This window comes from Aquibacillus kalidii (genome assembly GCF_014280935.1).
GTDB lineage: Bacteria > Bacillota > Bacilli > Bacillales > Amphibacillaceae > Aquibacillus_D > Aquibacillus_D kalidii.
The window spans coordinates 254498-279207 of the sequence record NZ_JACLZI010000036.1 but is presented as its reverse complement, the minus strand read 5'-3'; the positions used below and the strand labels follow the sequence as shown (position 1 = coordinate 279207).

Annotated in this window: 29 protein-coding genes; all 29 read left to right on the top strand. The window is 36.2% G+C overall.

Annotated features, from left to right (window positions below; genetic code table 11):
• Nucleotides 1-219: 219 nt before the first annotated feature.
• The 29 genes from xerC (at nt 220) to flhF (ending at nt 24707) form a co-directional block, all read left to right on the top strand.
• Nucleotides 220-1134 (top strand): tyrosine recombinase XerC, encoded by a 915-nt coding sequence (gene xerC / locus H7K77_RS09055; protein ID WP_186577692.1) that lies wholly within the window; start codon nt 220-222, stop codon nt 1132-1134.
• A 19-nt stretch (nt 1135-1153) separates the two neighbouring features.
• Nucleotides 1154-1699 carry an ATP-dependent protease subunit HslV gene (gene hslV / locus H7K77_RS09050; protein WP_186577481.1) on the top strand — a complete coding sequence of 182 codons (546 nt, stop codon included), beginning with the start codon at nt 1154-1156 and terminating at the stop codon, nt 1697-1699.
• Between the two features lie 22 nt (nt 1700-1721).
• The gene (gene hslU / locus H7K77_RS09045) at nt 1722-3116 is read left to right on the top strand and encodes an HslU--HslV peptidase ATPase subunit (protein WP_186577480.1); all 1395 of its coding nucleotides are present in this window, start codon (nt 1722-1724) and stop codon (nt 3114-3116) included.
• A gap of 22 nt (nt 3117-3138) precedes the next feature.
• Nucleotides 3139-3918 (top strand): GTP-sensing pleiotropic transcriptional regulator CodY, encoded by a 780-nt coding sequence (gene codY / locus H7K77_RS09040; RefSeq protein WP_186577479.1) that lies wholly within the window; start codon nt 3139-3141, stop codon nt 3916-3918.
• Nucleotides 3919-4358: 440 nt separating this feature from the next.
• A complete protein-coding gene (gene flgB / locus H7K77_RS09035; protein ID WP_186577478.1) occupies nt 4359-4757 on the top strand; it encodes a flagellar basal body rod protein FlgB in 399 nt (132 codons plus the stop codon).
• 2 nt (nt 4758-4759) lie between these two features.
• Complete coding sequence (flgC, locus tag H7K77_RS09030; RefSeq protein ID WP_186577477.1) at nt 4760-5215, top strand: flagellar basal body rod protein FlgC; 456 nt, start codon at nt 4760-4762, stop codon at nt 5213-5215.
• A 22-nt stretch (nt 5216-5237) separates the two neighbouring features.
• Nucleotides 5238-5546 carry a flagellar hook-basal body complex protein FliE gene (gene fliE, locus H7K77_RS09025; protein WP_186577476.1) on the top strand — a complete coding sequence of 103 codons (309 nt, stop codon included), beginning with the start codon at nt 5238-5240 and terminating at the stop codon, nt 5544-5546.
• Nucleotides 5547-5599: 53 nt separating this feature from the next.
• The gene (fliF, locus tag H7K77_RS09020) at nt 5600-7210 is read left to right on the top strand and encodes a flagellar basal-body MS-ring/collar protein FliF (RefSeq protein WP_186577475.1); all 1611 of its coding nucleotides are present in this window, start codon (nt 5600-5602) and stop codon (nt 7208-7210) included.
• Between the two features lie 15 nt (nt 7211-7225).
• Nucleotides 7226-8239 (top strand): flagellar motor switch protein FliG, encoded by a 1014-nt coding sequence (gene fliG / locus H7K77_RS09015; RefSeq protein ID WP_186577474.1) that lies wholly within the window; start codon nt 7226-7228, stop codon nt 8237-8239.
• On the top strand, nt 8232-9005 hold the full coding sequence (fliH, locus tag H7K77_RS09010; protein ID WP_186577473.1) for a flagellar assembly protein FliH: 774 nt from the start codon (nt 8232-8234) through the stop codon (nt 9003-9005). Before fliG ends, fliH begins: the two co-directional genes overlap by 8 nt.
• Nucleotides 8983-10299 (top strand): flagellar protein export ATPase FliI, encoded by a 1317-nt coding sequence (gene fliI, locus H7K77_RS09005; protein WP_186577472.1) that lies wholly within the window; start codon nt 8983-8985, stop codon nt 10297-10299. The genes fliH and fliI overlap by 23 nt, the downstream gene beginning before the upstream one ends.
• A complete protein-coding gene (fliJ, locus tag H7K77_RS09000) occupies nt 10299-10745 on the top strand; it encodes a flagellar export protein FliJ (RefSeq protein WP_186577471.1) in 447 nt (148 codons plus the stop codon). The genes fliI and fliJ overlap by 1 nt, the downstream gene beginning before the upstream one ends.
• 4 nt (nt 10746-10749) lie before the next feature.
• A complete protein-coding gene (locus H7K77_RS08995; RefSeq protein WP_186577470.1) occupies nt 10750-11349 on the top strand; it encodes a MotE family protein in 600 nt (199 codons plus the stop codon).
• Nucleotides 11350-11382: 33 nt separating this feature from the next.
• Complete coding sequence (locus H7K77_RS21715) at nt 11383-12774, top strand: flagellar hook-length control protein FliK (RefSeq protein ID WP_186577469.1); 1392 nt, start codon at nt 11383-11385, stop codon at nt 12772-12774.
• A gap of 10 nt (nt 12775-12784) precedes the next feature.
• The gene (gene flgD / locus H7K77_RS08985) at nt 12785-13234 is read left to right on the top strand and encodes a flagellar hook assembly protein FlgD (protein WP_186577468.1); all 450 of its coding nucleotides are present in this window, start codon (nt 12785-12787) and stop codon (nt 13232-13234) included.
• Nucleotides 13235-13251: 17 nt separating this feature from the next.
• Nucleotides 13252-13617, top strand: a complete 366-nt coding sequence (locus tag H7K77_RS08980; RefSeq protein ID WP_186577467.1) for a TIGR02530 family flagellar biosynthesis protein — start codon at nt 13252-13254, stop codon at nt 13615-13617.
• An 80-nt stretch (nt 13618-13697) separates the two neighbouring features.
• Nucleotides 13698-14672 (top strand): flagellar basal body rod protein FlgG, encoded by a 975-nt coding sequence (flgG, locus tag H7K77_RS08975; RefSeq protein WP_186577466.1) that lies wholly within the window; start codon nt 13698-13700, stop codon nt 14670-14672.
• A 52-nt stretch (nt 14673-14724) separates the two neighbouring features.
• Nucleotides 14725-14946 (top strand): flagellar FlbD family protein, encoded by a 222-nt coding sequence (locus H7K77_RS08970; RefSeq protein WP_186577465.1) that lies wholly within the window; start codon nt 14725-14727, stop codon nt 14944-14946.
• Nucleotides 14936-15355 carry a flagellar basal body-associated FliL family protein gene (locus tag H7K77_RS08965; RefSeq protein ID WP_186577464.1) on the top strand — a complete coding sequence of 140 codons (420 nt, stop codon included), beginning with the start codon at nt 14936-14938 and terminating at the stop codon, nt 15353-15355. The genes H7K77_RS08970 and H7K77_RS08965 overlap by 11 nt, the downstream gene beginning before the upstream one ends.
• A gap of 30 nt (nt 15356-15385) precedes the next feature.
• Nucleotides 15386-16387: a flagellar motor switch protein FliM gene (gene fliM, locus H7K77_RS08960; RefSeq protein ID WP_186577463.1), complete on the top strand. Its 1002-nt coding sequence runs from the start codon at nt 15386-15388 to the stop codon at nt 16385-16387.
• Nucleotides 16377-17597: a flagellar motor switch phosphatase FliY gene (fliY, locus tag H7K77_RS08955; RefSeq protein WP_186577462.1), complete on the top strand. Its 1221-nt coding sequence runs from the start codon at nt 16377-16379 to the stop codon at nt 17595-17597. Before fliM ends, fliY begins: the two co-directional genes overlap by 11 nt.
• A 28-nt stretch (nt 17598-17625) precedes the next feature.
• Nucleotides 17626-17988 (top strand): response regulator, encoded by a 363-nt coding sequence (locus tag H7K77_RS08950; RefSeq protein WP_186577461.1) that lies wholly within the window; start codon nt 17626-17628, stop codon nt 17986-17988.
• 34 nt (nt 17989-18022) lie between these two features.
• On the top strand, nt 18023-18667 hold the full coding sequence (locus H7K77_RS08945; protein ID WP_328701084.1) for a flagellar biosynthetic protein FliO: 645 nt from the start codon (nt 18023-18025) through the stop codon (nt 18665-18667).
• Entirely contained in the window at nt 18660-19325 is a 666-nt protein-coding gene (fliP, locus tag H7K77_RS08940) for a flagellar type III secretion system pore protein FliP (RefSeq protein WP_186577459.1), read from the top strand. Before H7K77_RS08945 ends, fliP begins: the two co-directional genes overlap by 8 nt.
• Before the next feature lie 34 nt (nt 19326-19359).
• Entirely contained in the window at nt 19360-19629 is a 270-nt protein-coding gene (gene fliQ / locus H7K77_RS08935) for a flagellar biosynthesis protein FliQ (protein WP_186577458.1), read from the top strand.
• A 3-nt stretch (nt 19630-19632) separates the two neighbouring features.
• The gene (gene fliR, locus H7K77_RS08930; RefSeq protein WP_186577457.1) at nt 19633-20412 is read left to right on the top strand and encodes a flagellar biosynthetic protein FliR; all 780 of its coding nucleotides are present in this window, start codon (nt 19633-19635) and stop codon (nt 20410-20412) included.
• Nucleotides 20413-21492, top strand: coding sequence for a flagellar biosynthesis protein FlhB (gene flhB / locus H7K77_RS08925; RefSeq protein ID WP_186577456.1), 1080 nt, complete (start codon nt 20413-20415; stop codon nt 21490-21492).
• A gap of 63 nt (nt 21493-21555) precedes the next feature.
• On the top strand, nt 21556-23589 hold the full coding sequence (gene flhA, locus H7K77_RS08920) for a flagellar biosynthesis protein FlhA (protein WP_186577455.1): 2034 nt from the start codon (nt 21556-21558) through the stop codon (nt 23587-23589).
• The gene (flhF, locus tag H7K77_RS08915; RefSeq protein ID WP_186577454.1) at nt 23586-24707 is read left to right on the top strand and encodes a flagellar biosynthesis protein FlhF; all 1122 of its coding nucleotides are present in this window, start codon (nt 23586-23588) and stop codon (nt 24705-24707) included. Before flhA ends, flhF begins: the two co-directional genes overlap by 4 nt.
• Nucleotides 24708-24710 lie beyond the last annotated feature (3 nt).

Sequence of the window (24710 nt, the reverse complement as noted above, 5' to 3'; positions counted from 1 at the left end):
GACAATTGTGGATATTAAAGCTATAATTTCCATTCGGTAAGTAATATTACTTGACAGATATTTTTAAGTGAGAAAGATACCTTTAACTCAGTAAGATACCTTTAACTCAGTAAATTGTACTTGTGCAGAGCATGATTCAGAATTTTGTTACAATTTCGTTAATTAATTGCATGAGGAAAGTCTTTTGTGTTACTATTGATACGCTTTGGAGATGAACAAATGAAAAATGTGGATCGTCTAAACCAATTGTTTTTAGAATATTTACAAATTGAGAAAAATGCATCTTCCTACACAATCACCTACTATATGAAGGATCTAGAATCTTTCGTTCAATTTCTTCTTGGTGAGGGAATAACGGAGATAGATGATATAGATTACCAAGTTGTAAGACTGTTTCTAACATCCTTATATGAAAAAAAGCTATCTAGAAGAAGTGTATCAAGAAAACTGTCAAGTCTCAGAACCTTTTATAAGTTTATGGAAAGAGAAGGTTATTTACATAGTAACCCTTTTCTAAATATTTCTTTACCTAAAGCAGAGCAGCCAGTTCCTGATTTTCTTTATACACAGGAATTAGAGAAACTGTTTCAAGTTAGTGATCAGTCGGAGCCGATTGGACAGAGAAATCAAGCGATACTTGAGTTGTTATACGCAACAGGGATACGGATTAGTGAATGTGTTGGTTTAAAAATGAATGATATTGATTTTAGTATGAATACTGCTCTCGTTACTGGAAAGGGGAGAAAAGAAAGGTACGTTCCATTTGGATCCTTTTCAGAAAATGCATTGAAACTTTACATACAAGATGGTCGTAATATATTGTTGAATAAAGCTAAATTTAATCATGAAGCTATTTTTCTAAATGCGAGAGGAAATCCGTTATCGGCTAGAGGGGTACGGTTAATTCTGGACAAAATGGTAAAGGATGCAGCGATAACCGTGAAGCTTCATCCACATAAATTAAGACATACCTTTGCTACGCATATGCTAAATGAGGGGGCGGATCTTAGAGTAGTTCAAGAGCTGTTAGGGCATGAACATTTGTCTTCCACTCAAATTTATACTCATGTAACCAAGGATCACTTGCGTAAAATATATATGAATAGCCATCCCCGGGCACAAAAACGGGAATAAATTGAACGAGGTGAACAATGTGAATCAAGAATTTCACGCAACCACCATTTTTGCTGTTCAACACAATGGACAATGCGCCATGAGTGGTGATGGGCAGGTAACGTTAGGGAATTCAGTTGTTATGAAACATACAGCAAAAAAAGTAAGAAGACTGTTTAAAGGGCAGGTGCTTGCAGGTTTTGCAGGATCAGTTGCAGATGCTTTTACACTTTTTGAAAAATTTGAGGGCAAACTTGAATCTTTTGATGGCAATCTTTCTCGTGCAGCAGTTGAGTTAGCCAAAGAATGGAGAAGTGATAGAGTACTTCGCAAGCTTGAAGCGATGTTAATAGTTATGAATAAAGATGAAATGTTACTTGTTTCTGGAACTGGAGAGGTTATAGAACCAGACGACGGTATATTGGCAATTGGGTCTGGTGGTAATTATGCATTAAGTGCGGGTAGAGCACTTAAGAATTATGCGCAAGATTTAACTGCTAAGGATATAGCGCAGGCTGCGCTGAAGATTGCGGGAGAAATTTGTGTTTTCACAAATGATCAAATTACACTAGAGGTAATCGATTAATACTGGGAGGCTGGTTGGATAGATGTCTATGAATATGACTCCGAAACAAATAGTTGAGCAGTTAGACAAATACATTATTGGTCAAGTGAGCGCCAAGAAATCTGTCGCTATAGCACTTAGAAACAGATATAGACGTATGCAACTTGAAGAAAAAATGCGTGAAGAGATTGTACCTAAGAACATTTTAATGATCGGTCCTACGGGTGTCGGTAAAACTGAGGTGGCTAGACGTTTAGCTAAGTTAGTAGGCGCACCTTTTGTGAAGGTAGAAGCTACAAAGTTTACCGAGGTTGGTTATGTAGGTCGGGATGTAGAATCAATGGTGCGAGATCTAGTTGAAATGGCCGTTCGGATGGTTAAAGAAGAAAAGATGAAAGGTGTTATGGATAAAGCAAAAGAAAATGCTAATAAACGTTTAGTCAAAATTATTGTGCCGCAGGCCAAAAAGCAAAATGCCATGAAAAACCCTTTTGAAATGCTTTTTTCTTCTCAACAAACTGATGATGAAGGTCAGGAACAAACAGAAGATAATCAAGAAATTGAGACGAAAAGAAAGCGGATAGAACACCAATTAGCTCTTGGTGAATTAGAAGATACGATTGTAACAATAGAAGTGGATGAACAAAATCCGTCTATGTTTGACATGCTGCAGGGATCTGGTATGGAGCAAATGGGGATGAACATGCAAGATGCTTTTGGTCAACTTATGCCTAAAAAGAAAAAGAAACGTAAATTGCCTGTTTCTGAAGCAAGAAAGCTCTTAACTCAACAGGAAGCTCATAAGTTAATTGATATGGATGAGGTTACGCAAGAAGCTGTGGATAAAGTGGAGCAATCAGGAATCATATTTATTGATGAGATCGATAAAGTAGCTGGTAAAAGTGAACAATCAGCAAATGTCTCCAGAGAAGGGGTCCAACGCGATATTTTACCGATTGTAGAAGGATCAACAATCGTCACTAAGCATGGCCCGGTAAAGACAGATCATATTCTGTTTGTAGCAGCAGGTGCGTTCCATATGGCAAAGCCTTCTGATTTAATCCCCGAGTTACAAGGGAGATTTCCGATTAGAGTAGAATTTGATAAGTTATCTGTAGACGATTTTAAGAAAATTCTTGTTGAACCATCTAATGCACTTTTGAAACAATATGAGGCGTTATTGGGAACGGAAGGTATAAAAGTAACGTTTACCGACGATGCTGTTACCAAAATTGCAGAAGTAGCTTTTGAGGTGAATCAGGATACAGATAATATAGGTGCAAGGAGATTGCATACTATCCTTGAAAGGTTATTAGAGGATCTATCATTTGAAGCATCAGACATACAAATGGGACATATTGAAATTACAGAAAGTTATGTGAATGAAAAACTAAGCACTATTGCAAAGAACAAAGATTTAAGCCAATATATTTTGTGAACAGAAAGACTGGAGGAGCAATATGGAATTATTAGATCGCGCAAGAAAAATTAACTCGATGCTACAAAAGGTAACAGGAAAAACGGTGAATTTTAATGACATGGCTGCGACATTAAGGGATATCATTACAGCCAATATTTTTGTTGTTAGTCGTAGAGGAAAACTGTTGGGGTTTGCTATTAATCAACAGATTGAAAACGAACGAATGAAATCAATGCTTGAACAAAGACAGTTTCCAGAAGAATACACGGATAGTTTATTTAACATCCAGGAAACTACATCAAACATTGATATTGATAGTGAGTACACTGCATTTCCGGTTGAAAACAGAGAATTGTTCAAAAATGGTCTAACGACAATTGTTCCTATTATAGGCGGAGGAGAACGCTTAGGTACGTTGATATTGAGTCGATTGACTGCAAGCTTTAATAACGATGATTTATTATTAGCGGAATATGGTGCAACAGTTGTCGGAATGGAAATTCTTCATGAGAAAACGGAAGAAATCGAGATGGAGGCTAGAAGTAAGGCTGTTGTTCAAATGGCTATTAGCTCTTTATCCTATAGTGAACTTGAAGCAATAGAACATATTTTTGATGAGTTAGAAGGTAATGAAGGACTACTTGTGGCAAGTAAGATAGCAGATAGAGTCGGTATCACGCGGTCAGTGATTGTTAACGCATTAAGGAAGTTGGAAAGTGCTGGTGTAATTGAGTCCCGTTCCTTAGGGATGAAAGGTACTTACATTAAAGTATTAAACAATAAATTTTTAGTAGAACTACAAAAGCTTAAGTCTAACTAAATAAGTAAATGAGAAGCATCTATTAAGTTAGATGCTTCTTTTTTATGTTTAGATAAATGTTTTAACATGGCTAGTATTTTTTAAGCACACACTGATAATCGGAACGCAATGTCAAGTTATTTGCTCCACGTTTTGGGGCTGTTTTGGGGCTGTTTTGGGTAATTTCCAAAAAATAACGTCGATTTTTTAAAAGAAAATATTTAAAAATCCGTATTTCTATGTAATAATTAGTGAAGTAAGTTTATGACTTTTTTCGACAAAAAAGTATATTTTATTAATATAGTACGATTTATTTAGTTCTTTAGTCATAGTAATTCTGAATTAAATAGCAACTATAGTCAGATTATGTCTAAATTTCGTAGACACTTCGGGTAGATTAAATTACAATATTCGATATTGGGTTGTAGATTGTCGAAAAAAGGAGACGGAGGAATGAAGGTATGTCTTTTTTTGGAAATACGGTTAATTCATTAGAAAGAGCTCTAGATTATTCATCAGTTAAAAACAAAACGATTTCTAACAACATTGCTAATGTTGATACAGATAATTATAAAGCTAAGAGTGTTGTGTTTAAGGATGCATTGTCTAAGGAAATGAACAGTACTTTTGTAGCAAAGCGAACTAACGTCAAACACATTCCTTTTCAATCTTCCTCATTAGAGGGTTCTTTTAGAGTGGTGACAGATAAAGGTTCGACATATAACCACAACGGGAACAATGTTGATATTGATAAGGAAATGACCGAGTTGGCAGAAAACCAAATTTATTATCAAGCAATTGTGGATCGGTTAAATGGTAAATTTAACAGTCTACAGACAGTCCTTAAAGGAGGTAGATAATAGTGGGAATCTTTCATTCTATTAATACAAGTGCCAGTGCACTTACTGCGCAACGGCTAAGAATGGACACTATTTCATCAAATATAGCAAATGCTGAGACAACTAGGGCCTCCATTAATGAAAATGGGGAATATGAACCATATAGAAGGAAAATGGTTGTTTTAGAATCAAAAGAACAAGGATTTTCTTCCTATTTGCAAAAAGCTACTTCTGGCAGTTCCAATGTTGGTGATGGTGTCAGGGTAAGTAAAATATCCGAAGATGAAGAGCCTTTTAAGCTAGTTTATAATCCTAGCCATCCCGACGCGGGAGCAGATGGTTATGTGGAGCTTCCTAATGTGGACCCTTTAAAAGAGATGGTTGATTTAATGAGTGCGACGAGGTCATACGAAGCAAATGTAACCTCTCTAAATGCTACGAAAAGCATGCTTCTGAAGGCCTTGGAAATTGGGAAATGATTGCTAAAAAGGAGATTTCATAATGGAGATAACTAAGATTGGAAACTTGCAAACACCGAAAATTGGAATTGATTCAATTAATAAATCGAAAATAACGAGTGGAGAAGCACAAAATCAATTTAAGACAAGTTTAAAAAACGCAATTGAAAATCTAAATAAAACACAAGTGGCGTCTGATAAGAAAACTGAGGCGCTTGTAACTGGTCAAATTGATGATCTGCATGATGTTATGATAACAGCCCAAAAAGCTAGTATTGCACTGCAAACAGCTGTTGAAGTTCAAAGTAAAGCAATTAATGCCTATAACGAAATTATGAGAATGCAAGTATAAATAGGATTATAGGCTTCCAAAAATAAAAGATGTGTTTTTGTTGGGGGCAGAAGATGAAACAAAAAATAGATATTTATAGAGAAAAATTTATAAATTTTTGGAATACCAAAACAAAATCACAAAGAACTTTATATTTGGGCCTTATTCTATTGTTCCTCCTAGTAGTTGTTGGAGGAACTCTACTTGCTAACACGAGCAAGATGGTCCCGATGTATAAAGATCTTTCCTTACAAGAGGTAGGACAAATAAAAGCCGAGTTGGACGCAAGAGGAGTTCAATATGAACTTACTAATGGTGGTACAACGATAGAGGTGCCAGAAGAAATGGTAGATACTTTACTAGTTGACCTTGCAGCTCAAGGACTACCTAATAGTGGGAGCATTGACTATTCCTTTTTTAGTGGTAATGCATCATGGGGGATGACTGATAATGAGTTTGACGTTATTAAACTTGATGCTATGCAAACAGAATTAGCTAACCTTATGAAAAGTATTGAAGGTATTGAAGATGCTAACGTAATGATAAATAAACCAGAAGAGTCGGTGTTTGTTAGTGATGAACCGCAGCAAGCATCTGCATCCATTGTGCTTAATACAAAACCAGGTTATCAGTTTGAACAAGGTCAAATTAGTTCCTTATACCATTTAGTTTCCAAAACAGTTCCAAATCTTCCTACAGATAATATCGTCATTATGAATCAAAACTTTGAGTATTTTGACTTAAATAATTCAAATAGCTTTGCAACTGGTGACACATATACCAATCAACAAAAAATTAAGCAAGATATCGAAAGAGATATCCAACGTCGTGTTCAACAAATGTTGGGGATGATGGTAGGAAAAGATAAGGTTATCGCATCTGTAACAGCAGACATTGATTTTACCCAGGAAAACAGAGTAGAGCAACTAGTAGAGTCCGTTAGTGAAGATGGAACCGAAGGACTTCCTGTAAGCATCGAAACTATTAAAGAATCATATACAGGTAACCCACCAGTAACTGGGGAAGCTGGAACTGGTGAAGGTGATGTTACAAATTATCCTGCTACAGAAGAGGGTAATGATGGCGATTACGAGATGGTAAAAGAATCTATCAACAATGAGTTTAATAGAATTCAGAAAGATATTACAGAAAGTCCATACAAGGTGCGTGATTTAGGTATTCAGGTAGCTGTTGATAATACAAAAGACAATGCTGATGGAACAGACGAAGTACAATATTTGAGCCAACAAGAAGAAGCTGCTGTACAAGAAGGTATTTCTTCGATTTTGAACTCGATTATCTCTACCTCTGTTGACAAGTCCTATGGTGAAGTGAATCCAGAGGAAAAAGTATCGATTGTTTTCCAAGAGTTTAATGGACAACCAGATTTCTCAACACCAACACCTAGTGCGGGAATACCGACTTGGGCGTATATAGCTGGAGGCGCATTACTACTAGTTATTATTGCCGGATTGATCTTTATGCTACGTAGAAAGAAGAAGACGGAAGAAGATGTAGTGGAAACAGAAGAGGCAATATCTGCTTCTATTGAAGAACCAATTCCAGATATTGAACCATTAGAAGACAATGAAGCAAGTAGAAGAAAGAAACAATTAGAAAAAATGGCGAAGGACAAGCCTGAGGAATTTGCTAAGCTATTAAGAAGTTGGATTTCGGAAGATTAAGGGGTGTCAACTGTTATGGTAAGACATAAACAAGCATTAACAGGGAGGCAAAAAGCAGCAATTCTCTTGATCTCTTTAGGTCCAGATGTTTCTGCTCAGATTTATAAGCACCTGTCGGAAGAAGAGATAGAGAAGCTTACGTTGGAGATTTCTTCTGTAAAAAAAGTGGACACAGGAGAAAAAGAAGATGTATTAGATCAATTTCATCAAATCGCACTTGCGCAAGACTACATTTCGCAGGGCGGTATAACCTATGCAAAAACTGTTCTTGAGAAGGCGCTAGGAGAAAAAGAGGCATCTGATATTATCAATCGACTAACCTCTTCTTTGCAAGTAAAACCGTTTGATTTTGCCAGGAAAGCTGATCCATCACAAGTATTGAATTTTATACAAAATGAGCATCCTCAAACTATTGCGCTTGTTTTATCTTATCTTGAAGCTGATCAAGCAGGACAAATCCTATCTGAGCTTCCACAAGATGTTCAAGCTGATATCGCAAAGCGTATTGCTGTGATGGATTCTACTTCACCAGAAATAATCTATGAAGTAGAACAAGTACTGGAAAGAAAATTGTCTGCTACTGTTACACAAGATTATACACAAACAGGTGGTATTCAGGCTGTTGTGGAAGTGTTAAACGGTGTTGATAGAAGTACGGAAAGAACGATTTTAGATGCATTAGAAATACAAGATCCCGAACTTGCTGAGGAAATTAAGAAACGTATGTTTGTGTTTGAGGATATTGTTACTTTGGATAATCGTGCAATACAAAGAGTTATTAGAGAAGTTGAAAATGATGATTTACGACTTTCACTTAAAGTTGCTAGTGAAGAGGTTAGAGATGTTGTCTTTAAGAACATGTCTACTAGAATGGCAGAAACGTTTAAAGAAGAGATGGAATTCATGGGTCCTGTTCGATTGAGAGATGTGGAAGAATCTCAATCGAGAATTGTGTCCGTTATTAGACGTTTAGAAGAGGTTGGAGAAATAGTTATAGCCCGTGGTGGAGGGGATGATATTATTGTCTAGTATTTATAGATATGATGATCAAGCCCAGAAAAAAATAATAGGAATAAAACCAATCATTGTGAACCGGCCTCAAGATTCGACGGTAGATATTGTAGAAGACGAGCTTAGAATGACGGAAGAAAAACTTGAGGCTACTCGTGCACAGTTAACGGAAACACAAAAAGAAATAGAAGACTTACTAACAGCTACAAAAGAGACAATTGAGCTAGAAAAGCAACAGTGGGAAAGTGAGAAACAAGCTTATATACAACAAGCACAGCAAGAGGGATACCAAGCAGGTTTCCAAACAGGAAAAGAGGATAGTCACTCTCAGTATATTGAGTTAATTGATTATGCAAAGTCAATAGTCGATCTCGCAAAACAAGATTATCAATCTATTATTGAACAGAGTGAAGAAGATATATTGAAACTTAGTGTTGAAGTTGCATCTAAGGTTGTCCATATGCGTGTAGAACAAGATAACCCGATTTTGCAAATAGTTAAGGGCGTCTTAAGAGAAGTGAAAGAGCAACCGTCAATTTTGGTTTTTGCGCATCCAGAAGACTATACGTTGATACTAGAGTCAAAACAGGAATTGAGTAATATTGTAGGATCAAGATCAGAACTATCGATCTATCCAGATACGGATGTTGAAAAGGGCGGGTGCGTAATTGAAACACCATATGGCAAGATTGATGCAAGTATTGAAGGTCAATTACAGGAACTAAGAAATAAACTTTTCAATCTGTCTGAGGAGGTAAGGCGTGAACATTCAAGGTTATCTTGATGAGGTCAAACAGATGGACACTTATAGGCGATATGGTAAGATTCATCGAGTTGTTGGACTTATGATTGAGTCGAAAGGACCTGAAGTAAGCGTTGGTGATGTTTGTTATATTCACACATCGAAGTCCACTCGTAAAATTTTGGCTGAAGTAGTCGGTTTTAACAAGGAAAATGTTCTCCTTATGCCGTATTCACCGATTAAAGAAATTGGCTCAGGTTGCCTAGTGGAAGCAACTAATAAGCCGTTAACGATCAAAGTGGGACGCGGATTGATCGGGAAGGTGATTGATTCGCTTGGTAATCCATTAGATGGGTCACCACTACCTAAGGGAATGGGAGATTATCAAACAGAGCAAGCTCCTCCAAATCCTTTGTCAAGACCTAGAATTTTAGAACCAGTCCAGATCGGTGTACGATCGATAGATGCCTTATTAACGGTTGGGAAAGGACAGCGTGTTGGCCTTTTTGCTGGTAGTGGCGTTGGTAAAAGTACCTTGCTAGGAATGATCGCACGAAATAGTGATGCCGATATTAATGTTATTGCATTAATAGGAGAACGTGGGAGAGAAGTAAGAGAGTTTGTAGAAAAGGATTTAGGTGAAGAAGGACTGAAAAAATCGATTGTAGTAGTTGCAACATCTGATCAGCCTGCTCTAATGAGGATAAAAGGTGCTTACACTGCAACAGCGATTTGTGAATATTTTAGAGATCAGGGTCTTCACGTAAATCTTATGATGGATTCTGTTACCCGTGTTGCAATGGCACAAAGAGAAGTTGGCTTAGCAACAGGTGAGCCTCCTACTACGAAAGGTTACACTCCATCTGTTTTTGCTATTCTTCCTAAGTTATTAGAGCGAACAGGTACAAATGATATAGGATCGATCACCGCATTTTATACTGTTTTAGTTGACGGGGATGATATGAATGAACCAATTGCGGATACGGCAAGGGGAATTCTTGATGGGCATTTTGTCTTAGACCGAAAATTAGCGGAGCAAGGACAGTTTCCTGCTTTAAACGTTTTAAAGTCAGTTAGTAGGGTGATGCCACAAGTGACTACGAAACAAGAACAAAAATGGGCACAGGAAGTTCGTTCGATGTTAGCAACATATGAAAATAACGTGGAACTGATACAAATTGGTGCCTATAAACGAGGAACGAACAGAGACATAGACCATTCGATTCAAACTCAACCTAAAATAGTGAACTTCTTGAAGCAAGAGACAGAAGAAATGATTACGAGAGAGCAGTCCTTAATTGAATTGCAACAATTGGTTGGTAGGAGTGGTAATTAGTGGCTAATGTAAAAACCTTTCAAAAAATTCTAGACTATCGGCAAGTTCAAAAAAATGACGCACAAATGGCATATAGTCAGTCGGTCGAGAGTTTTGAAGCCATTGCAACTAAGTTGTATAACCTACTACGGAAAAAAGAAGAGATAGAGCGACAGTATCAAACTTATATCGAGAATGTAGGTACAGTAACTACAATAGCAACTCACTATTCTTATTTGGAGCAGCTAAACAAGAAAATTTTACAACTTGAAGTTACAGTTAATAAAGCTAGAAATGAAATGGATATCAAGCAGTTAGCATTGACAGATGCACATATAGAAGTTAAGAAATTTGAAAAATTGATTGAACAGAAAAAACAAAAACAAGTCCAACTGGAACTAATTGAAGACAATAAAGTAATGGATGAGACGTCGGTTAGACAGTTTTTATTCCACAAAGATAGGTGATTGTATGGCTAAAAGACAAGCTGAAGAAAAAGTTACAAAGAAAGCCACTCCAATTCAATGGTTTGTTGTTCTTATAGTCCCTCTTATTTTTGCGTTAGTTATTGCTATAGGCATTATGAGTTTCTCTGGTATCGACGTCATTGGGAAAGCAGAAGCATTTGCAAATAAAGTCCCTTTTCTTTCATCTGTTGTAACGACTGATGTGGAGGGTGCTCATAACAAAGAAGTTCAGAAGCTACAGGAGAAAATTGATGCAAAAACTGCAGAAATCGATGGGTTAACTGGACAAGTTAGTGAAAGAGACGCAGCAATTGATTCGTTAAAACAAGAAGTTGAAAACCTAACGGCGCAGTTAGAGCAAAAGGAATCAGAGATAAATACTGCTGAAAAAGAAGACAACTCTGTTGTATTAGAAGAGGTATCCTCTTCTTTTAAGGAAATGGAGCCGGAAGCTGCTGCTTCTATTATTACTAATATGGAAGAAAATTTGGCTGTATCTATTCTTAAGCAGTTGCCTACCAAAGAAAGAGGCGAGGTGTTTGGGTCAATGGACCCTACCGTTGCAGCTCAACTAACTAATCAATTAGTTCAAATGCAAGATTAGTCCTAGTAAAAGAACTTGAAGGGAGGTGAAATAGTGGAAAGTGTTGCGATATCATTACCTTCTACTAGTAATCAAACAAAAACAACTAAACCAGTTCAAGCAGCAAAAGGTGTTTTTCAGGCAGAAATGAAAAACGTCGAGAAACAATTAAATCAAGGCATAGAAAATAAACAATCTGAGTCTACCAAACTAATAACTGAGCAACAGATAAATGATGAAAACAATATAAATAGTACACTGCGAAAATTATTAAAGGTAGATGACGAAGGTGAAAGAGAAGCTCTACTAAAGGAACTTGCTGAAGAATTATCTGTTGAAGGACAAGTTGTTGATGAAGAAGTACTAGTGGAACAACTTAGTACGCTTCAAAGTGACATAAATCTAGCACTGCAGTCTGGAGAAGACCTAGAAGATAATTTAATCACTTCCAACATGGAGCCATTAAATGTATTGGCTAGTTTACAGCTTAATTATACACCATATAAAACGATTGACCTGGCTGAAAGTACTATAGAACATTCTAATACCACTAAATTATCCGATACTATTTCTAATTTGTGGACTGAAGTGAAGCAACTACTGCAACAGCTTGATACAGAGAATATTTCTCAGCAAGATCAAGTTAAAATCCTAAGTCTATTGGAGCAATGGACTAAAGTTGCAAAGTCAAACGGTTTAAAAACGGGATTAGAGCAGATGATACCAACTAGTAATGCTGATGGTACACAGGATGAAGCGGTTTGGAGTAAGTTATTGCAAGTTTATCAAAATAGAACAGGTATGCAGCAGAAATATCAGGAAACTGCTACCGTAACTAGTAAAGATGTAGCCAGATGGTTGAGTAGTGCATTGACTACAACATCTAATAATGTCTCAGCAACTGACGGATCTCCAGCTATATCTAATGATGGGCAGATTCAAATGAACAATCTACCTATGTCTAAAGTTCAACAATTTGTTATTCATCTTGATCAAACATCTAATGATAGTGAAAAGGTTCAAAAACAATTGTTAGATCAGTTTCAACAGGTTATAAAATCTAGTAAATTTATGACCGGACTAAACGGAAATCAACTGTTATTAAAACTTAGACCAGAAAATCTCGGCGATATAATGGTGAAACTTACTCAAGTCAATGGTGAAATGATTGTCAAGATGACTGTCAACTCCCAGAGTACGAAAGAGCTCTTAGAAGGCAATCTACAGCAGTTAAGACATATGTTTTCACCACACCAGGTTATGATTGAAAAACAAGATTTACCTTCATTTGCTGGGGATCAGCAAGGTTTAAAACAACAACAAACGAACCAACAAACGAAGGAGCAAAACAGTGAGCAATCAAATGAACAACAGGATACACAGTCTTCTAATGAACAAGAAACTGAAACTAGCTTTCATCAGCTTTTGATGAATGAGAAAGTGTAGGTGAATCAACATGACCCGAATAGATCCTTCTCTTTATTTAACAAATCAAACTAGAGGATCAACTAGTTCAACAATGGGTAAGGAAGAGTTTTTGAAAATTTTAATGGCACAATTACAAAACCAAGATCCATTAAATCCAATGGAAGATAAAGAGTTTATCTCCCAAATGGCAAGTTTCTCTTCACTAGAACAAATGATGAACATGTCCAATTCCATTAGTTCTTTAGTGCAAAATCAATCAATTTCACCTGTGATTCAGTATAGTCATTTGATTGGAAAGGAAGTTTCCTTTTATAAGTTGGATGAAGAGACTGGTGAAATAATGGAACCAAAGGAAACAACAAAAAGCGCAGTAACAGCGGTTAGTCAATCTCAAGGTAAAGCTGTATTGGAATTAAAAGACGGTTCCAAAATATATACGGATGAAGTATTAAAAGTAAATAATCCTTCAGCGGAATAAAGTAAGGAGCTGATGTAATGGATCATCGCATTCAGCAAATACATCGCCAAGCTTTGTTGCCGAATAAAAACAACCAGACAAAGAATATCAGTCAAACATCCTTCCAAGATGTTCTATCTAAGGTACAAGATCTTAGTATTAGTAAACATGCAAAGGAGCGCTTAACCGAGCGAAAGATCATGATTGACGATAAGCAGTGGCAACAAATCTCAGAAAAAGTATGGGAAGCAAAACAAAAAGGTATTACCGACTCTTTAGTGCTAACCAACGATGCTGCATTGGTAGTTAGTGCAACGAATAACACGGTCGTTACAGCAATGGACCGAACTGAAGCAGCAAGTCGAATTTTCACAAATATTAATGGGACGATTTTATTAGACTAGGCTGGACCCAAGATAAGGGAAGCCTTCATGAGCTACTGACTGACTGATGTAGCTACATAAAAACGGAAGGAATGGATTAAATGTTACGTTCAATGTACGCAGGGATCTCGGGAATGAAAAACTTCCAAACAAAATTAGATGTTGTAGGTAATAACATTGCCAATGTAAATACTTCAGGATACAAAAAAGGTCGTATTACTTTTCAAGATATGATGAGTCAAACTCTTTCAGGTGCTGAAGGACCGACTCAGACTCGTGGTGGTATAAATCCAGCACAGGTAGGACTTGGTTCTCAGCTTGGCTCTATCGATAATATCCATACCCAAGGGAACAGACAAACAACTAATAGAACGTTAGACTTAGCTTTAGAGGGTGACGGAATGTTTGTACTTGGTGATAACCTAGAATTTATTACTGCTAATGATGAGGCTTCTGGAATCAATATGAATAATACGCCAATGTCCTTTTCACGAGCTGGAAACTTTTACCTTGATAATGAAGGATATGTAGTTAATGCTAATGGTCAGTACTTATTAGGTAATGCAGATATAGCAGATGTTCCTGTTGTGGATGATGCTGGTAATCCTATTAATGATGCTAATGGAAATCCGCTTATGGCTTTTGATGGAAAACCTAATGATGTATTGGGTCGAATTAAAATCCCTGAAGATGCAGAGAGCTTTAGTATTCAAGGTAATGGTCTTGTTACTTATGTTGATGCGAGTGGCAAAACACAGAATTCAGGGCAAATATTACTAGCTAAGTTCTCTAACCCAGGTGGTTTACAGAAAGTTGGAGGAAATATGTTCCAAATGACTAATAACGCAGGTGTATTTACAGACAATGATGGAGAATTTAATGCGATTGGAGATCTAGTAACTCCAGAACAAGAAGGATCAGCATCCATCGTCTCTGGTGCTCTAGAAATGTCTAACGTTGACCTTGCCGAAGAATTTACAGAAATGATCACTGCGCAACGTGGTTTCCAAGCAAATACAAGAATTATTACTACTTCTGATGAAATTCTACAAGAATTAGTAAATCTAAAACGATAGGTAAAGGAGGCAGGGAGTTAGTCATACTATGATCTAGCTCCCCACCAAATTAATGATTGAATTAAATAGATTAAACGGAGATGCCTTTACATTAAATGCTTTATATATTGAACAGATTCAATCGTTCCCTGACACAACCATTACTTTAACTAATAATAAAAAATTGGTAGTAAAACAATCTGAACAGGAAGTAATAAAACTTGTGACAAACTACTACCGAACAATCGGATTGCAAGGATTTTATAAAGAGACAGGTGATCATCATGAATCCTAAACTATTAAAAATATTGATAGCTATTTTGGTCGCAATTACCATTACCGGAGTAGTAGCTTTCGTGTTAGTATTAAATGTCTTCGGAGATAAGAAAGATGAGCCACTTAGTTTGGATAAAATGGTGGAATATTCTTTTACTACTGAAGAAATGAATACAGACCTACAAGATGGTAGTTTTGTACAGATTCAATTTCAATTTATGACTGATAGTGAGAAAGCTAAGAAAGAAATAGAACAACGCTCATTCCAAATTAAAAATGAATTTATAAAACAATCTGTATCTTTGACGGAAGCTGACTTTAAATCTGGACTAACAGAATTAGAGTCAAACTTAAAGACTAAAATGAACGAGTTAATGACTGAAGGGAAAATTATTGATGTTTATATCATTAATAAAATTATCCAGTGATAATGACTCCTAAAACGGAGGTGAGCCTCTTTGGCTGAGGAAGTACTATCGCAAAATGAAATTGATGCCTTGTTATCTGCACTTTCCTCTGGGGAAATGGATGCCAATCAATTAAAACAAGAAGAGAAAGATAAGAAAGTCAGGGTCTATGATTTTAAAAGAGCACTCCGTTTTTCAAAGGATCAAATCAGAAGCATTTCACGTATCCACGAAAACTTTGCGAGACTCTTAACAACATATTTTTCTGCACAACTAAGAACCTATGTGCATATTTCAGTGGCGTCAGTAGATCAAATTCCATATGAGGAGTTTATTCGATCGATACCGACTATGACTATTTTAAATGTGTATAGTGTTACGCCGTTAGAAGGTAGAATTATTTTTGAATTTAATCCAAACATTGCCTATGCCATGCTCGATCGTATGTTAGGTGGAAAAGGTAGTAGTATTAATAAAGTTGAGAACCTAACAGAAATTGAAACGACATTGATGTCGCAGCTATTCGAAAAGGCTCTTGACAATCTTCAGGAAGCCTGGCGTTCTGTAGTGGAGATTGATCCAATGTTAGAAGACTTTGAAGTAAATCCACAGTTTTTACAATTGGTTTCGCCTAATGAGACAGTAGTTGTTGTTTCATTAAATACTACAATTGGAGAAAGTAGTGGAATGATTAATATCTGCATTCCTCATGTTGTATTAGAACCAATCATTCCAAAACTATCTGTACACTATTGGATGCAAACAGAAAACGCTAAGGAAAGCAATCCTGAAGAATTTGAAGATTTATCGAAAAACCTAGAAAAAGCAGTTATTGATCTGACAGTTAACTTGGGAGAAACCACTATTACACTAGACGACTTGTTGAATTTAAACCGAGATGATGTCATTTTGTTGGATAAATCCATCGAAGATCCATTACATCTTCTTGTCGACAAAGAACCAATGTTCCACGTTCAGCCAGGTAAAAAGAAACATAAACTAGCGGTTCAAGTTATTGAGGAAATTAAGAAGGGGGACCAATATGATGAATGATGGCATGTTGTCTCAAGATGAAATAGATGCGCTTTTAAATGGTAGTGATATCGAGGATGAAGATAATAATGAGCCTGCTGATAACGCACCATCTAATGGTGATTATTTGTCCTCATTAGAAGAGGATGCAATAGGCGAAATTGGAAATATTTCTTTTGGTAGTTCTGCTACTACTTTGTCTACATTATTAAATCAAAAGGTGGATATTACAACACCCACTGTTTCTCTGATTCATAAAAAAGACATAGAGCAGGAATTTCCTGACCCTTATGTTGGAGTCGAAGTGAAATTTACAGAAGGTTTTATTGGGGCTAACCTTTTCGTATTAGAATCTACAGATGCTGCGATCATTGCGGATCTCATGTTAGGTGGCGAAGGAAAAGTCGACTCAGTTGAGTTAAGTGAAATACACTTAAGCGCAGTTCAAGAAGCAATGAATCAAATGATGGGAACAGCAGCTACTAGTATGTCGACCCTGTTTACGAAAAGAGTGGATATATCACCACCTGCTATAACATTACTTGATGTAAAGGAAGAAGAAGGAAAGAACTATATTCCTAATGATGATGTGTTTGTTAAAGTTTCTTTCGATCTAAAAATCGGAACATTAATTGACTCTAGTATTATGCAATTATTACCAGTTTCTTTTGCGAAAGAGTTAGTAGATCAACTGTTGAATCCACCGCAAGAGGCCCAAGCAGAAGTGACTGAAACAGTGAATCAAATGGCATCTGCAAGTAGTGTGTTAGAAGAATCGGTACAAGCAAGTTCCTATAATCAAGCTTCTGAAGCACAAGTAAATAGTGGGAACTATGCTAACCAAACACAACAACCGGTTTATCAACAAGTACAAGAGCCTAAACAAATTGGTGGTTTTTCACAACCCAATGCTAATGTACAAGCAGCATCTTTCTCAGATTTTAGTAGCATAAATTTACCAGAGACAGAAAAAAGAAATTTAGATATGCTGTTAGATATACCGCTAAAGGTTACAGTGGAATTGGGAAGAACACAGAGAACAATTAAAGATATTCTGGAATTGTCTTCTGGTTCTATTGTTGAACTTGATAAATTAGCCGGAGAGCCAGTTGATATTCACGTAAATGACAAACTAATTGCAAAAGGTGAAGTAGTTGTTATTGACGAAAACTTTGGCGTAAGAGTTACAGATATAGTAAGTCAATCAGATCGACTAAAAAAATTAAAATAAAAATGGTTTCGGGAGAGGGAGAACTAACATGGGTAAAAAAATATTAATCGTTGATGATGCAGCATTTATGAGAATGATGATTAAGGATATCTTAAGTAAAAATGGGTACGATGTTGTAGGAGAGGCACAAGATGGTGCTCAAGCTGTTGAAAAGTATAAAGAGCTTTCTCCAGATTTAGTTACGATGGATATTACAATGCCTGAAATGGACGGTATTACAGCCTTAAAAGAAATCAAAAAGATGAGTGGAGAAGCTAAGATTATTATGTGTTCTGCAATGGGGCAGCAAGCTATGGTAATTGATGCCATTCAAGCTGGTGCTAAAGATTTCATTGTAAAACCTTTTCAGGCTGATCGAGTATTAGAGGCAATCTCTAAAGCATTAGATTAATGAGGTGATCCCAATAAAAAAGTGTATTTTCTTGGTGTGCTTAATAATTGCTAGTTGGTTGTTTCAAGATGAAGCTACCCAAGTAAAGGCGTCTCCCATGGTGGATGAGATGTTTGGCAATGAAGAGAAGAAAATAGAAACTGATAAACAGAATGAAGAAAATGTAGAAAATGAAACTCAAGAAGAAGAAGGTACTTATGAACCGCCTAACATGTTCATAAGTACTGTTAAATTAGTTTTTGCGTTAGCAATCATTATTATTTTGATCTATTTTGTTCTAAAGATAGTTAATGGTAAAAACAAGACGGTGCAAAAAACACGTTCATTAGAGAATCTTGGTGGAATTCCTTTAGGGACAAACAAGTCATTACAAACAGTTAGAATTGGTGAAAGAATATATGTTATTGGGGTTGGGGATACAGTAGAAATGCTGTTAGAGGTAACGGATGAAAAAACGAAATCAGAATTGATGGCGAATAATCCTACAGACTACAACCCCACTAATTTGGTTAAAACATTTCTGCCTAAAACTAAGAAAGTTGAAACCAATGATAAGTTTGAGAATAGCCAAACACAAACATTTACTAATATGTTTCAAAAGGAACTTGAATCATTGGTTAAAGGTAGACAAAAGGTAAGGAAAGATTTTACTAAAAAAGAAGGGGATCGTCATGAATGAGTTTGTAGATATTTTTTCTGGCACAGACCCTACTAATGTATCCACATCAGTAAGATTGTTATTACTTTTAACTGTGTTTTCTTTAGCACCAAGTATTATGGTTTTAATGACTAGTTTTACAAGAATCCTAATCGTGCTATCTTTTGTGCGAACATCTCTTGCTACACAACAAATGCCACCAAACCAAGTTTTAATCGGTATTGCTTTGTTTATGACATTTTTTATTATGGCACCTACATTTCAAGAGATTAACGAAGAGGCGTTATCACCTTTATTAAATGAAGAAATAACGTTAGATGAAGCATATACAAGTGCTAGTGGACCTATAAAAGAGTTTATGGCTAAACATACAAGGCAAAAGGATCTTGCATTGTTTATCAATTATGCAGAGATGGACAGGCCTGAAACAGTTCAAGATATTCCGCTTACCACTTTAGTTCCAGCTTTTGCTATTAGTGAACTAAAAACAGCGTTTCAAATGGGATTCATGATATTCATTCCATTTTTGGTCATTGATATGGCTGTTGCCAGTGTTCTAATGTCTATGGGGATGATGATGCTCCCACCTGTTATGATCTCTCTACCATTTAAAATATTGTTGTTTATCTTAGTTGATGGATGGTATTTGATCACACACTCCTTATTAGAAGGATTCTAGATATAAATGAAGGTAGAGGAGAGGGGAAAGAACTGTGAGTGGTGAATTTGTTATTTCTCTAGCTGAAAAAGGCATCTATACGGTGTTAATGGTTACTGGACCTTTATTAATACTAGCTCTAGTCGTTGGACTATTAGTAAGTATTTTTCAGGCAACTACCCAAATACAAGAACAAACGCTTGCTTTTATTCCTAAAATAGTAGCAGTACTAGTTGGCTTGGTTTTCTTCGGACCGTGGATGCTAGGAAGAATGGTTGAATTTGCAGCAAATATATTTCAAAATTTGAATCAGTTTGTAGGGTAACCAATGATTGAAGTTATAAATATAAATAGTTTACCAGCATTTTTACTGATACTGTTTAGGGTTACGGCTTTTTTTGTAACAATACCGATATTTTCTTACCGAAATGTGCCGACTCACTTTAAGATTGGAATAGGTTTTTTTCTTGCTTGGATCGTATTCTTTACAGGTCCTATTCCTGAATTACCTATCGACGGCATGTTCATTTTATTACTGTTGAAAGAGATAATTGTAGGACTAGCTTTAGGTTTAATCGCTTATATCGTCCTGTCTGCGATACAAATAGCTGGAGGATTTATTGATTTTCAAATGGGGTTTGCAATTGCGAACGTTGTTGATCCGCAAACAGGTGCACAAAGTCCGTTAATGGGACAATACTTTTATACGATTGCTTTATTGTTTTTATTCACTGTTAATGGGCACCATCTTATCATAAACGGGATTATGTATAGTTTCGATACCATACCGATTGATTCCTTAATAGACCTCGGTGATGGGAATACAATTGCATTTATCCTTCAAACATTTAGTCAGATGTTTCTAATTGCCTTTCAAATGTCAATACCGATCGTAGGGTGTATGTTTCTAGTAGATGTAGCACTTGGTATAGTGGCAAGGACTGTTCCACAATTAAATGTGTTTGTTGTTGGACTGCCTCTAAAAATTTTAGTTGCTTTGTTCGTCCTTATTATATTTATCGGTATATATGTCATGCTTGTGAAGGATCTTTTTGAATTAATGTTGGAAACCATGCAAGGATTAATGCGATTTTTCGGAGGTGCTTAGATGAAACTTCATTTGGATTTACAATATTTTGCTGGAGAAAAAACAGAAAAAGCGACTCCGAAAAAGAGACAAGATTCTCGTAAAAAAGGACAAGTTGCAAAAAGTCAGGATGTTAATACGGCTATTTTATTGTTTTTTGTATTTATCGCATTAATTGTAATGGGAGGACAATGGAAAGATACTATGACTTCCATGTACGAAAAGTCCTTCACAGAATATATTCATTGGGACATAACTGAGTACAGTGTCCATACACTGTTCGTAGAATTAACTTTAGAGATGGCCATGACGCTTGCTCCTGTTATGGGAATTGCAATGCTTGCGGGTGTAGCTGCTAACTACATGCAAATAGGGTTCTTATTTACAACTGAGCCATTACAAATGAAATTAAATAAGCTTGATCCAATTCAAGGTGCTAAGAGAATCTTTTCTGCTCGTGCACTAGTGGAATTACTCAAGTCATTATTAAAAATATCGATTGTAGGTGTCGTGACTTTTTCAATTCTTTGGATGAACAAAGATGACATGATGATGTTAGCTGGAAAAGATGTCAATGGCGCTTTAGCATTTTTTGGAAATATAACGATTCAAATGGGTATCGCTGCTTCGATTGCTTTATTGATTTTATCTGTGATGGACTATACCTATCAAAAATATGACTTTGAAAAAAATATCCGAATGTCTAAAAACGATATAAAAGATGAATATAAAAATATTGAAGGTAATCCTCTAATAAAATCCAAAATTAAAGAAAAGCAACGACAGATGGCGATGCGCCGAATGATGAGTGAAGTTCCAGAGGCGGATGTTATTATAACAAACCCAACTCATTATTCGATTGCTATAAAGTACGATGAAGAAAAAGGGGATGCGCCATATGTTGTTGCTAAAGGTGTCGATTTTGTAGCCTTTAAAATTAGGGAAATTGCTAAGGCTAATCAAATTATGTTAGTAGAAAATCGACCTTTAGCAAGAGCATTGTATGACCAAGTAGAAATAGGCAATGTAATTAATGAAGAGTTCTATCAAGCTGTTGCAGAAATTCTTGCCTATGTTTATCGCTTGAAGCAGAAAGCATGATTATTAGTAAAGAGAAATTAGAAAAGAGATAAATTAAATTTCTCTAAGGAGTGGGGAAAGTAGATGAAAGCAAAAGATTTATCAGTGTTGTTAGGTGTTATTTTAATAATCATTATGTTAGTAGTGCCATTACCTGGTTGGTTATTAAGTATTTTCATATTAATGAATATATCCTTAGCACTTATTGTAATTCTTGTATCAATGAATACCTCTGAACCGCTTCAGTTTTCTGTATTTCCTTCACTATTATTATTGCTAACTCTTTTTAGACTAGGACTAAATGTGTCTACTACTAGGTCTATCTTGTCTAAAGCAGAAGCTGGAGGGGTTGTTGAAACGTTCGGTACGTTCGTTATCGGAGATAATCCCTTAGTAGGTTTTGTTGTCTTTATCATTCTAATTATCATTCAATTTATGGTTATAACAAAAGGTAGTGAACGTGTATCGGAAGTTGCAGCCCGATTTACACTAGATGCGATGCCAGGAAAACAAATGAGTATTGATGCAGATTTAAATGCTGGCATGATCAATGAACATCAAGCAAGAGAGAGACGTCAGAAGGTAGAGCATGAAGCTGACTTTTATGGTGCGATGGATGGTGCTAGTAAGTTTGTAAAAGGGGACGCTATTGCAGGTATCATTATCGTACTAATTAATATTATTTTTGGTTTAATTATCGGTATGATGCAAATGGATATGAGTTTTGGAGAAGCTATAACTACTTATATGCAGTTAACTGTCGGAGATGGACTAGTTTCTCAGATTCCAGCACTTCTAATTTCAACTGCAACAGGTATCATGGTTACTCGTGTAGCTTCAAAAGGAAATCTTGGAACAGATGTAACGGAGCAGTTATTTAGATTTCCAATGATGCTTTATATTGCGGCTGGTACCATTTTCCTACTTGGATTAACGCCAATAAACTTCTTTTTAACTACTTCGATTGCGTTAGTATTAGCAGCAGGAGGGTATTTCCTATCAAGGCCAGAGACTTCTGTTGAAGAAAACTTAGAAGAAGTGGAGGAACAGGCAGAATCTGATCATATGAAAGCACCTGAAAATGTTGTTGGATTGTTAAGTATGGATCCTATAGAGTTTGAATTTGGCTATGCTTTAATTCCATTAGCGGATACCAATCAGGGTGGAGATTTATTAGACCGTATTGTGATGATTCGAAGACAGCTAGCAATCGAGCTTGGTATTGTTATACCTGTTGTTAGAATTCGAGATAATATACAACTTAATCCTAATGAGTATCGGTTGAAAATTAAGGGCAATGAAGTGGCAAGCGGGGAGTTACTGTTAGATCATTACCTAGCCATGAGTCCTGGTATGGAAGAAGATAACATGGAAGGGATCGATACGGTTGAACCTGCCTTTGGCTTACCAGCTAAATGGATAAGTGAAGAGGTAAAAGATGAGGCTGAACTTTCAGGTTATACAGTTGTTGACCCACCTTCTGTCGTTTCAACCCATATTACAGAAATAATCAAAAGTCATGCCCACTTACTATTGGGAAGACAAGAAACGAAACAATTGATAGACCATTTAAAAGAAACATATCCAATCCTTGTTGAAGAAGTTACACCAGACCCACTTTCAATTGGGGATGTACAAAAGGTATTAGCTAAATTGTTAAGAGAGGGAATATCTATTCGGAATTTACCGGTTATTTTCGAAACATTGGCTGACTTTGGAAAAATGACGAATGATACCGACTTATTAACAGAATATGCCAGACAATCGTTAGCTGTTCAAATAACAAAAACATATGTAGGGCAGAATAACTCTTTACGAGTAATTACTGTTGGTAATGAAGTAGAAAGAATGATTGCAGAACATATTCAGCAAACGGAGCATGGAAGTTATTTATCCTTGGATCCTGAATCCCAACAACTAATTATTAATTCTGTAACAGAAAAAATGGAGCAACTTACCCTGCAAGAGGAAACACCAATAATATTGTGTTCACCAACTATTCGTATGTACGTGAAGCAATTGCTTGATCGTTTCTTCCCGCAGGTGGTTGTATTATCCTATAACGAATTAGAACCAAATCTAGAAGTACAAAGTATCGGGGTGGTGAACGTAGCATGAAGGTAAAAAAGTATACAGCACCAACCATGCCTGAGGTTATGAAGCAAGTTCGTAAAGAATTGGGTAGTGATGCGGTAATTCTGAATTCTAAAGAGGTTTACCAAGGTGGGGTCTTCGGGTTATTTAAGAAAAGAAAAATAGAGGTTTTAGCAGCAGTTGATCCACAGCCAGAAAAACCGAAGAAAACACCACCACAACCATCATTAGCAGATATTAAATTTGAGCGGACTAGTCAAAAGACCAATGATTCAATTAATAATGATAAGGTAATTGAAGAAGTGAGAGAGCTTAGGAGGTGGATGGAAAAAAATACTTCTAAACAACAACACCATTTTCCATCCTCTTATCAGGCAGTTTATGATTTATTGATTGATAAAGAAGTGGACGGCAAACTAGCTTATGATTTGATCGAAACGGTTATGGAGTATCCTTCTAGCAATAAGCAAGAGATTAGCTATGAAGATATTAAAGGATTACTCCGGAAGGAAATTAAAAATAGACTAGGTAAGCAATCATTTCATCAGATCGACTATTCAAAAAAATTCGTCCATCTAGTAGGCCCAACTGGTGTTGGAAAAACAACAACAATTGCTAAAATTGCTGCAAACAGTATGTTAAAGGATAAAAAGAAAGTTGCGTTGATCACGACTGACACATACCGAATAGCCGCAATTGAACAATTAAAGACGTATTCTAAAATTTTAGATATTCCGTTAGAGATTGCATACTCGATTGAAGATTATCGTCAGGCTAGAGAAAAGTTTAAGGATTACGATCTGGTATTAGTGGATACTGCTGGACGAAATTTTAGAGATCCTAAATACATTGCGGATTTAGGCAAGGTAGTGGACTTAACGCATGACATTGACACTTATTTAGTCCTTTCGCTTACAACAAGGGCAACTGATCTGGAAGAGATATTTACTCAATTTAAAAATATTCCAATTAAACAGTTAATTTTCACTAAAAAAGATGAGACTACAACGTTTGGAGCAATATTAAATCTTTGTCTTTTGCATAATAAAGGGGTTGCGTACGTTACCCATGGTCAAGATGTTCCGGATGATATTGTTGAGACAACTGTTGATTATATAAGTACATTAATCGTGGGGGAATAGAAC

Excerpts from the sequence above, each read along its gene's own strand:
- flhB (WP_186577456.1), top strand. The coding sequence starts at position 20,413 with ATGAAACTTCATTTGGATTTACAATATTTTGCTGGAGAAAAAACAGAA.
- flhF (WP_186577454.1), top strand. The coding sequence starts at position 23,586 with ATGAAGGTAAAAAAGTATACAGCACCAACCATGCCTGAGGTTATGAAG.
- H7K77_RS08995 (WP_186577470.1), top strand. The coding sequence starts at position 10,750 with ATGGCTAAAAGACAAGCTGAAGAAAAAGTTACAAAGAAAGCCACTCCA.
- flgB (WP_186577478.1), top strand. The coding sequence starts at position 4,359 with ATGTCTTTTTTTGGAAATACGGTTAATTCATTAGAAAGAGCTCTAGAT.
- H7K77_RS08965 (WP_186577464.1), top strand. The coding sequence starts at position 14,936 with ATGAATCCTAAACTATTAAAAATATTGATAGCTATTTTGGTCGCAATT.
- H7K77_RS08970 (WP_186577465.1), top strand. The coding sequence starts at position 14,725 with ATGATTGAATTAAATAGATTAAACGGAGATGCCTTTACATTAAATGCT.
- codY (WP_186577479.1), top strand. The coding sequence starts at position 3,139 with ATGGAATTATTAGATCGCGCAAGAAAAATTAACTCGATGCTACAAAAG.
- H7K77_RS08950 (WP_186577461.1), top strand. The coding sequence starts at position 17,626 with ATGGGTAAAAAAATATTAATCGTTGATGATGCAGCATTTATGAGAATG.
- fliF (WP_186577475.1), top strand. The coding sequence starts at position 5,600 with ATGAAACAAAAAATAGATATTTATAGAGAAAAATTTATAAATTTTTGG.
- hslU (WP_186577480.1), top strand. The coding sequence starts at position 1,722 with ATGTCTATGAATATGACTCCGAAACAAATAGTTGAGCAGTTAGACAAA.
- H7K77_RS08980 (WP_186577467.1), top strand. The coding sequence starts at position 13,252 with ATGGATCATCGCATTCAGCAAATACATCGCCAAGCTTTGTTGCCGAAT.
- flhA (WP_186577455.1), top strand. The coding sequence starts at position 21,556 with ATGAAAGCAAAAGATTTATCAGTGTTGTTAGGTGTTATTTTAATAATC.
- fliP (WP_186577459.1), top strand. The coding sequence starts at position 18,660 with ATGAATGAGTTTGTAGATATTTTTTCTGGCACAGACCCTACTAATGTA.
- fliY (WP_186577462.1), top strand. The coding sequence starts at position 16,377 with ATGATGAATGATGGCATGTTGTCTCAAGATGAAATAGATGCGCTTTTA.
- flgG (WP_186577466.1), top strand. The coding sequence starts at position 13,698 with ATGTTACGTTCAATGTACGCAGGGATCTCGGGAATGAAAAACTTCCAA.
- xerC (WP_186577692.1), top strand. The coding sequence starts at position 220 with ATGAAAAATGTGGATCGTCTAAACCAATTGTTTTTAGAATATTTACAA.
- fliE (WP_186577476.1), top strand. The coding sequence starts at position 5,238 with ATGGAGATAACTAAGATTGGAAACTTGCAAACACCGAAAATTGGAATT.
- fliR (WP_186577457.1), top strand. The coding sequence starts at position 19,633 with ATGATTGAAGTTATAAATATAAATAGTTTACCAGCATTTTTACTGATA.
- fliG (WP_186577474.1), top strand. The coding sequence starts at position 7,226 with ATGGTAAGACATAAACAAGCATTAACAGGGAGGCAAAAAGCAGCAATT.
- flgD (WP_186577468.1), top strand. The coding sequence starts at position 12,785 with ATGACCCGAATAGATCCTTCTCTTTATTTAACAAATCAAACTAGAGGA.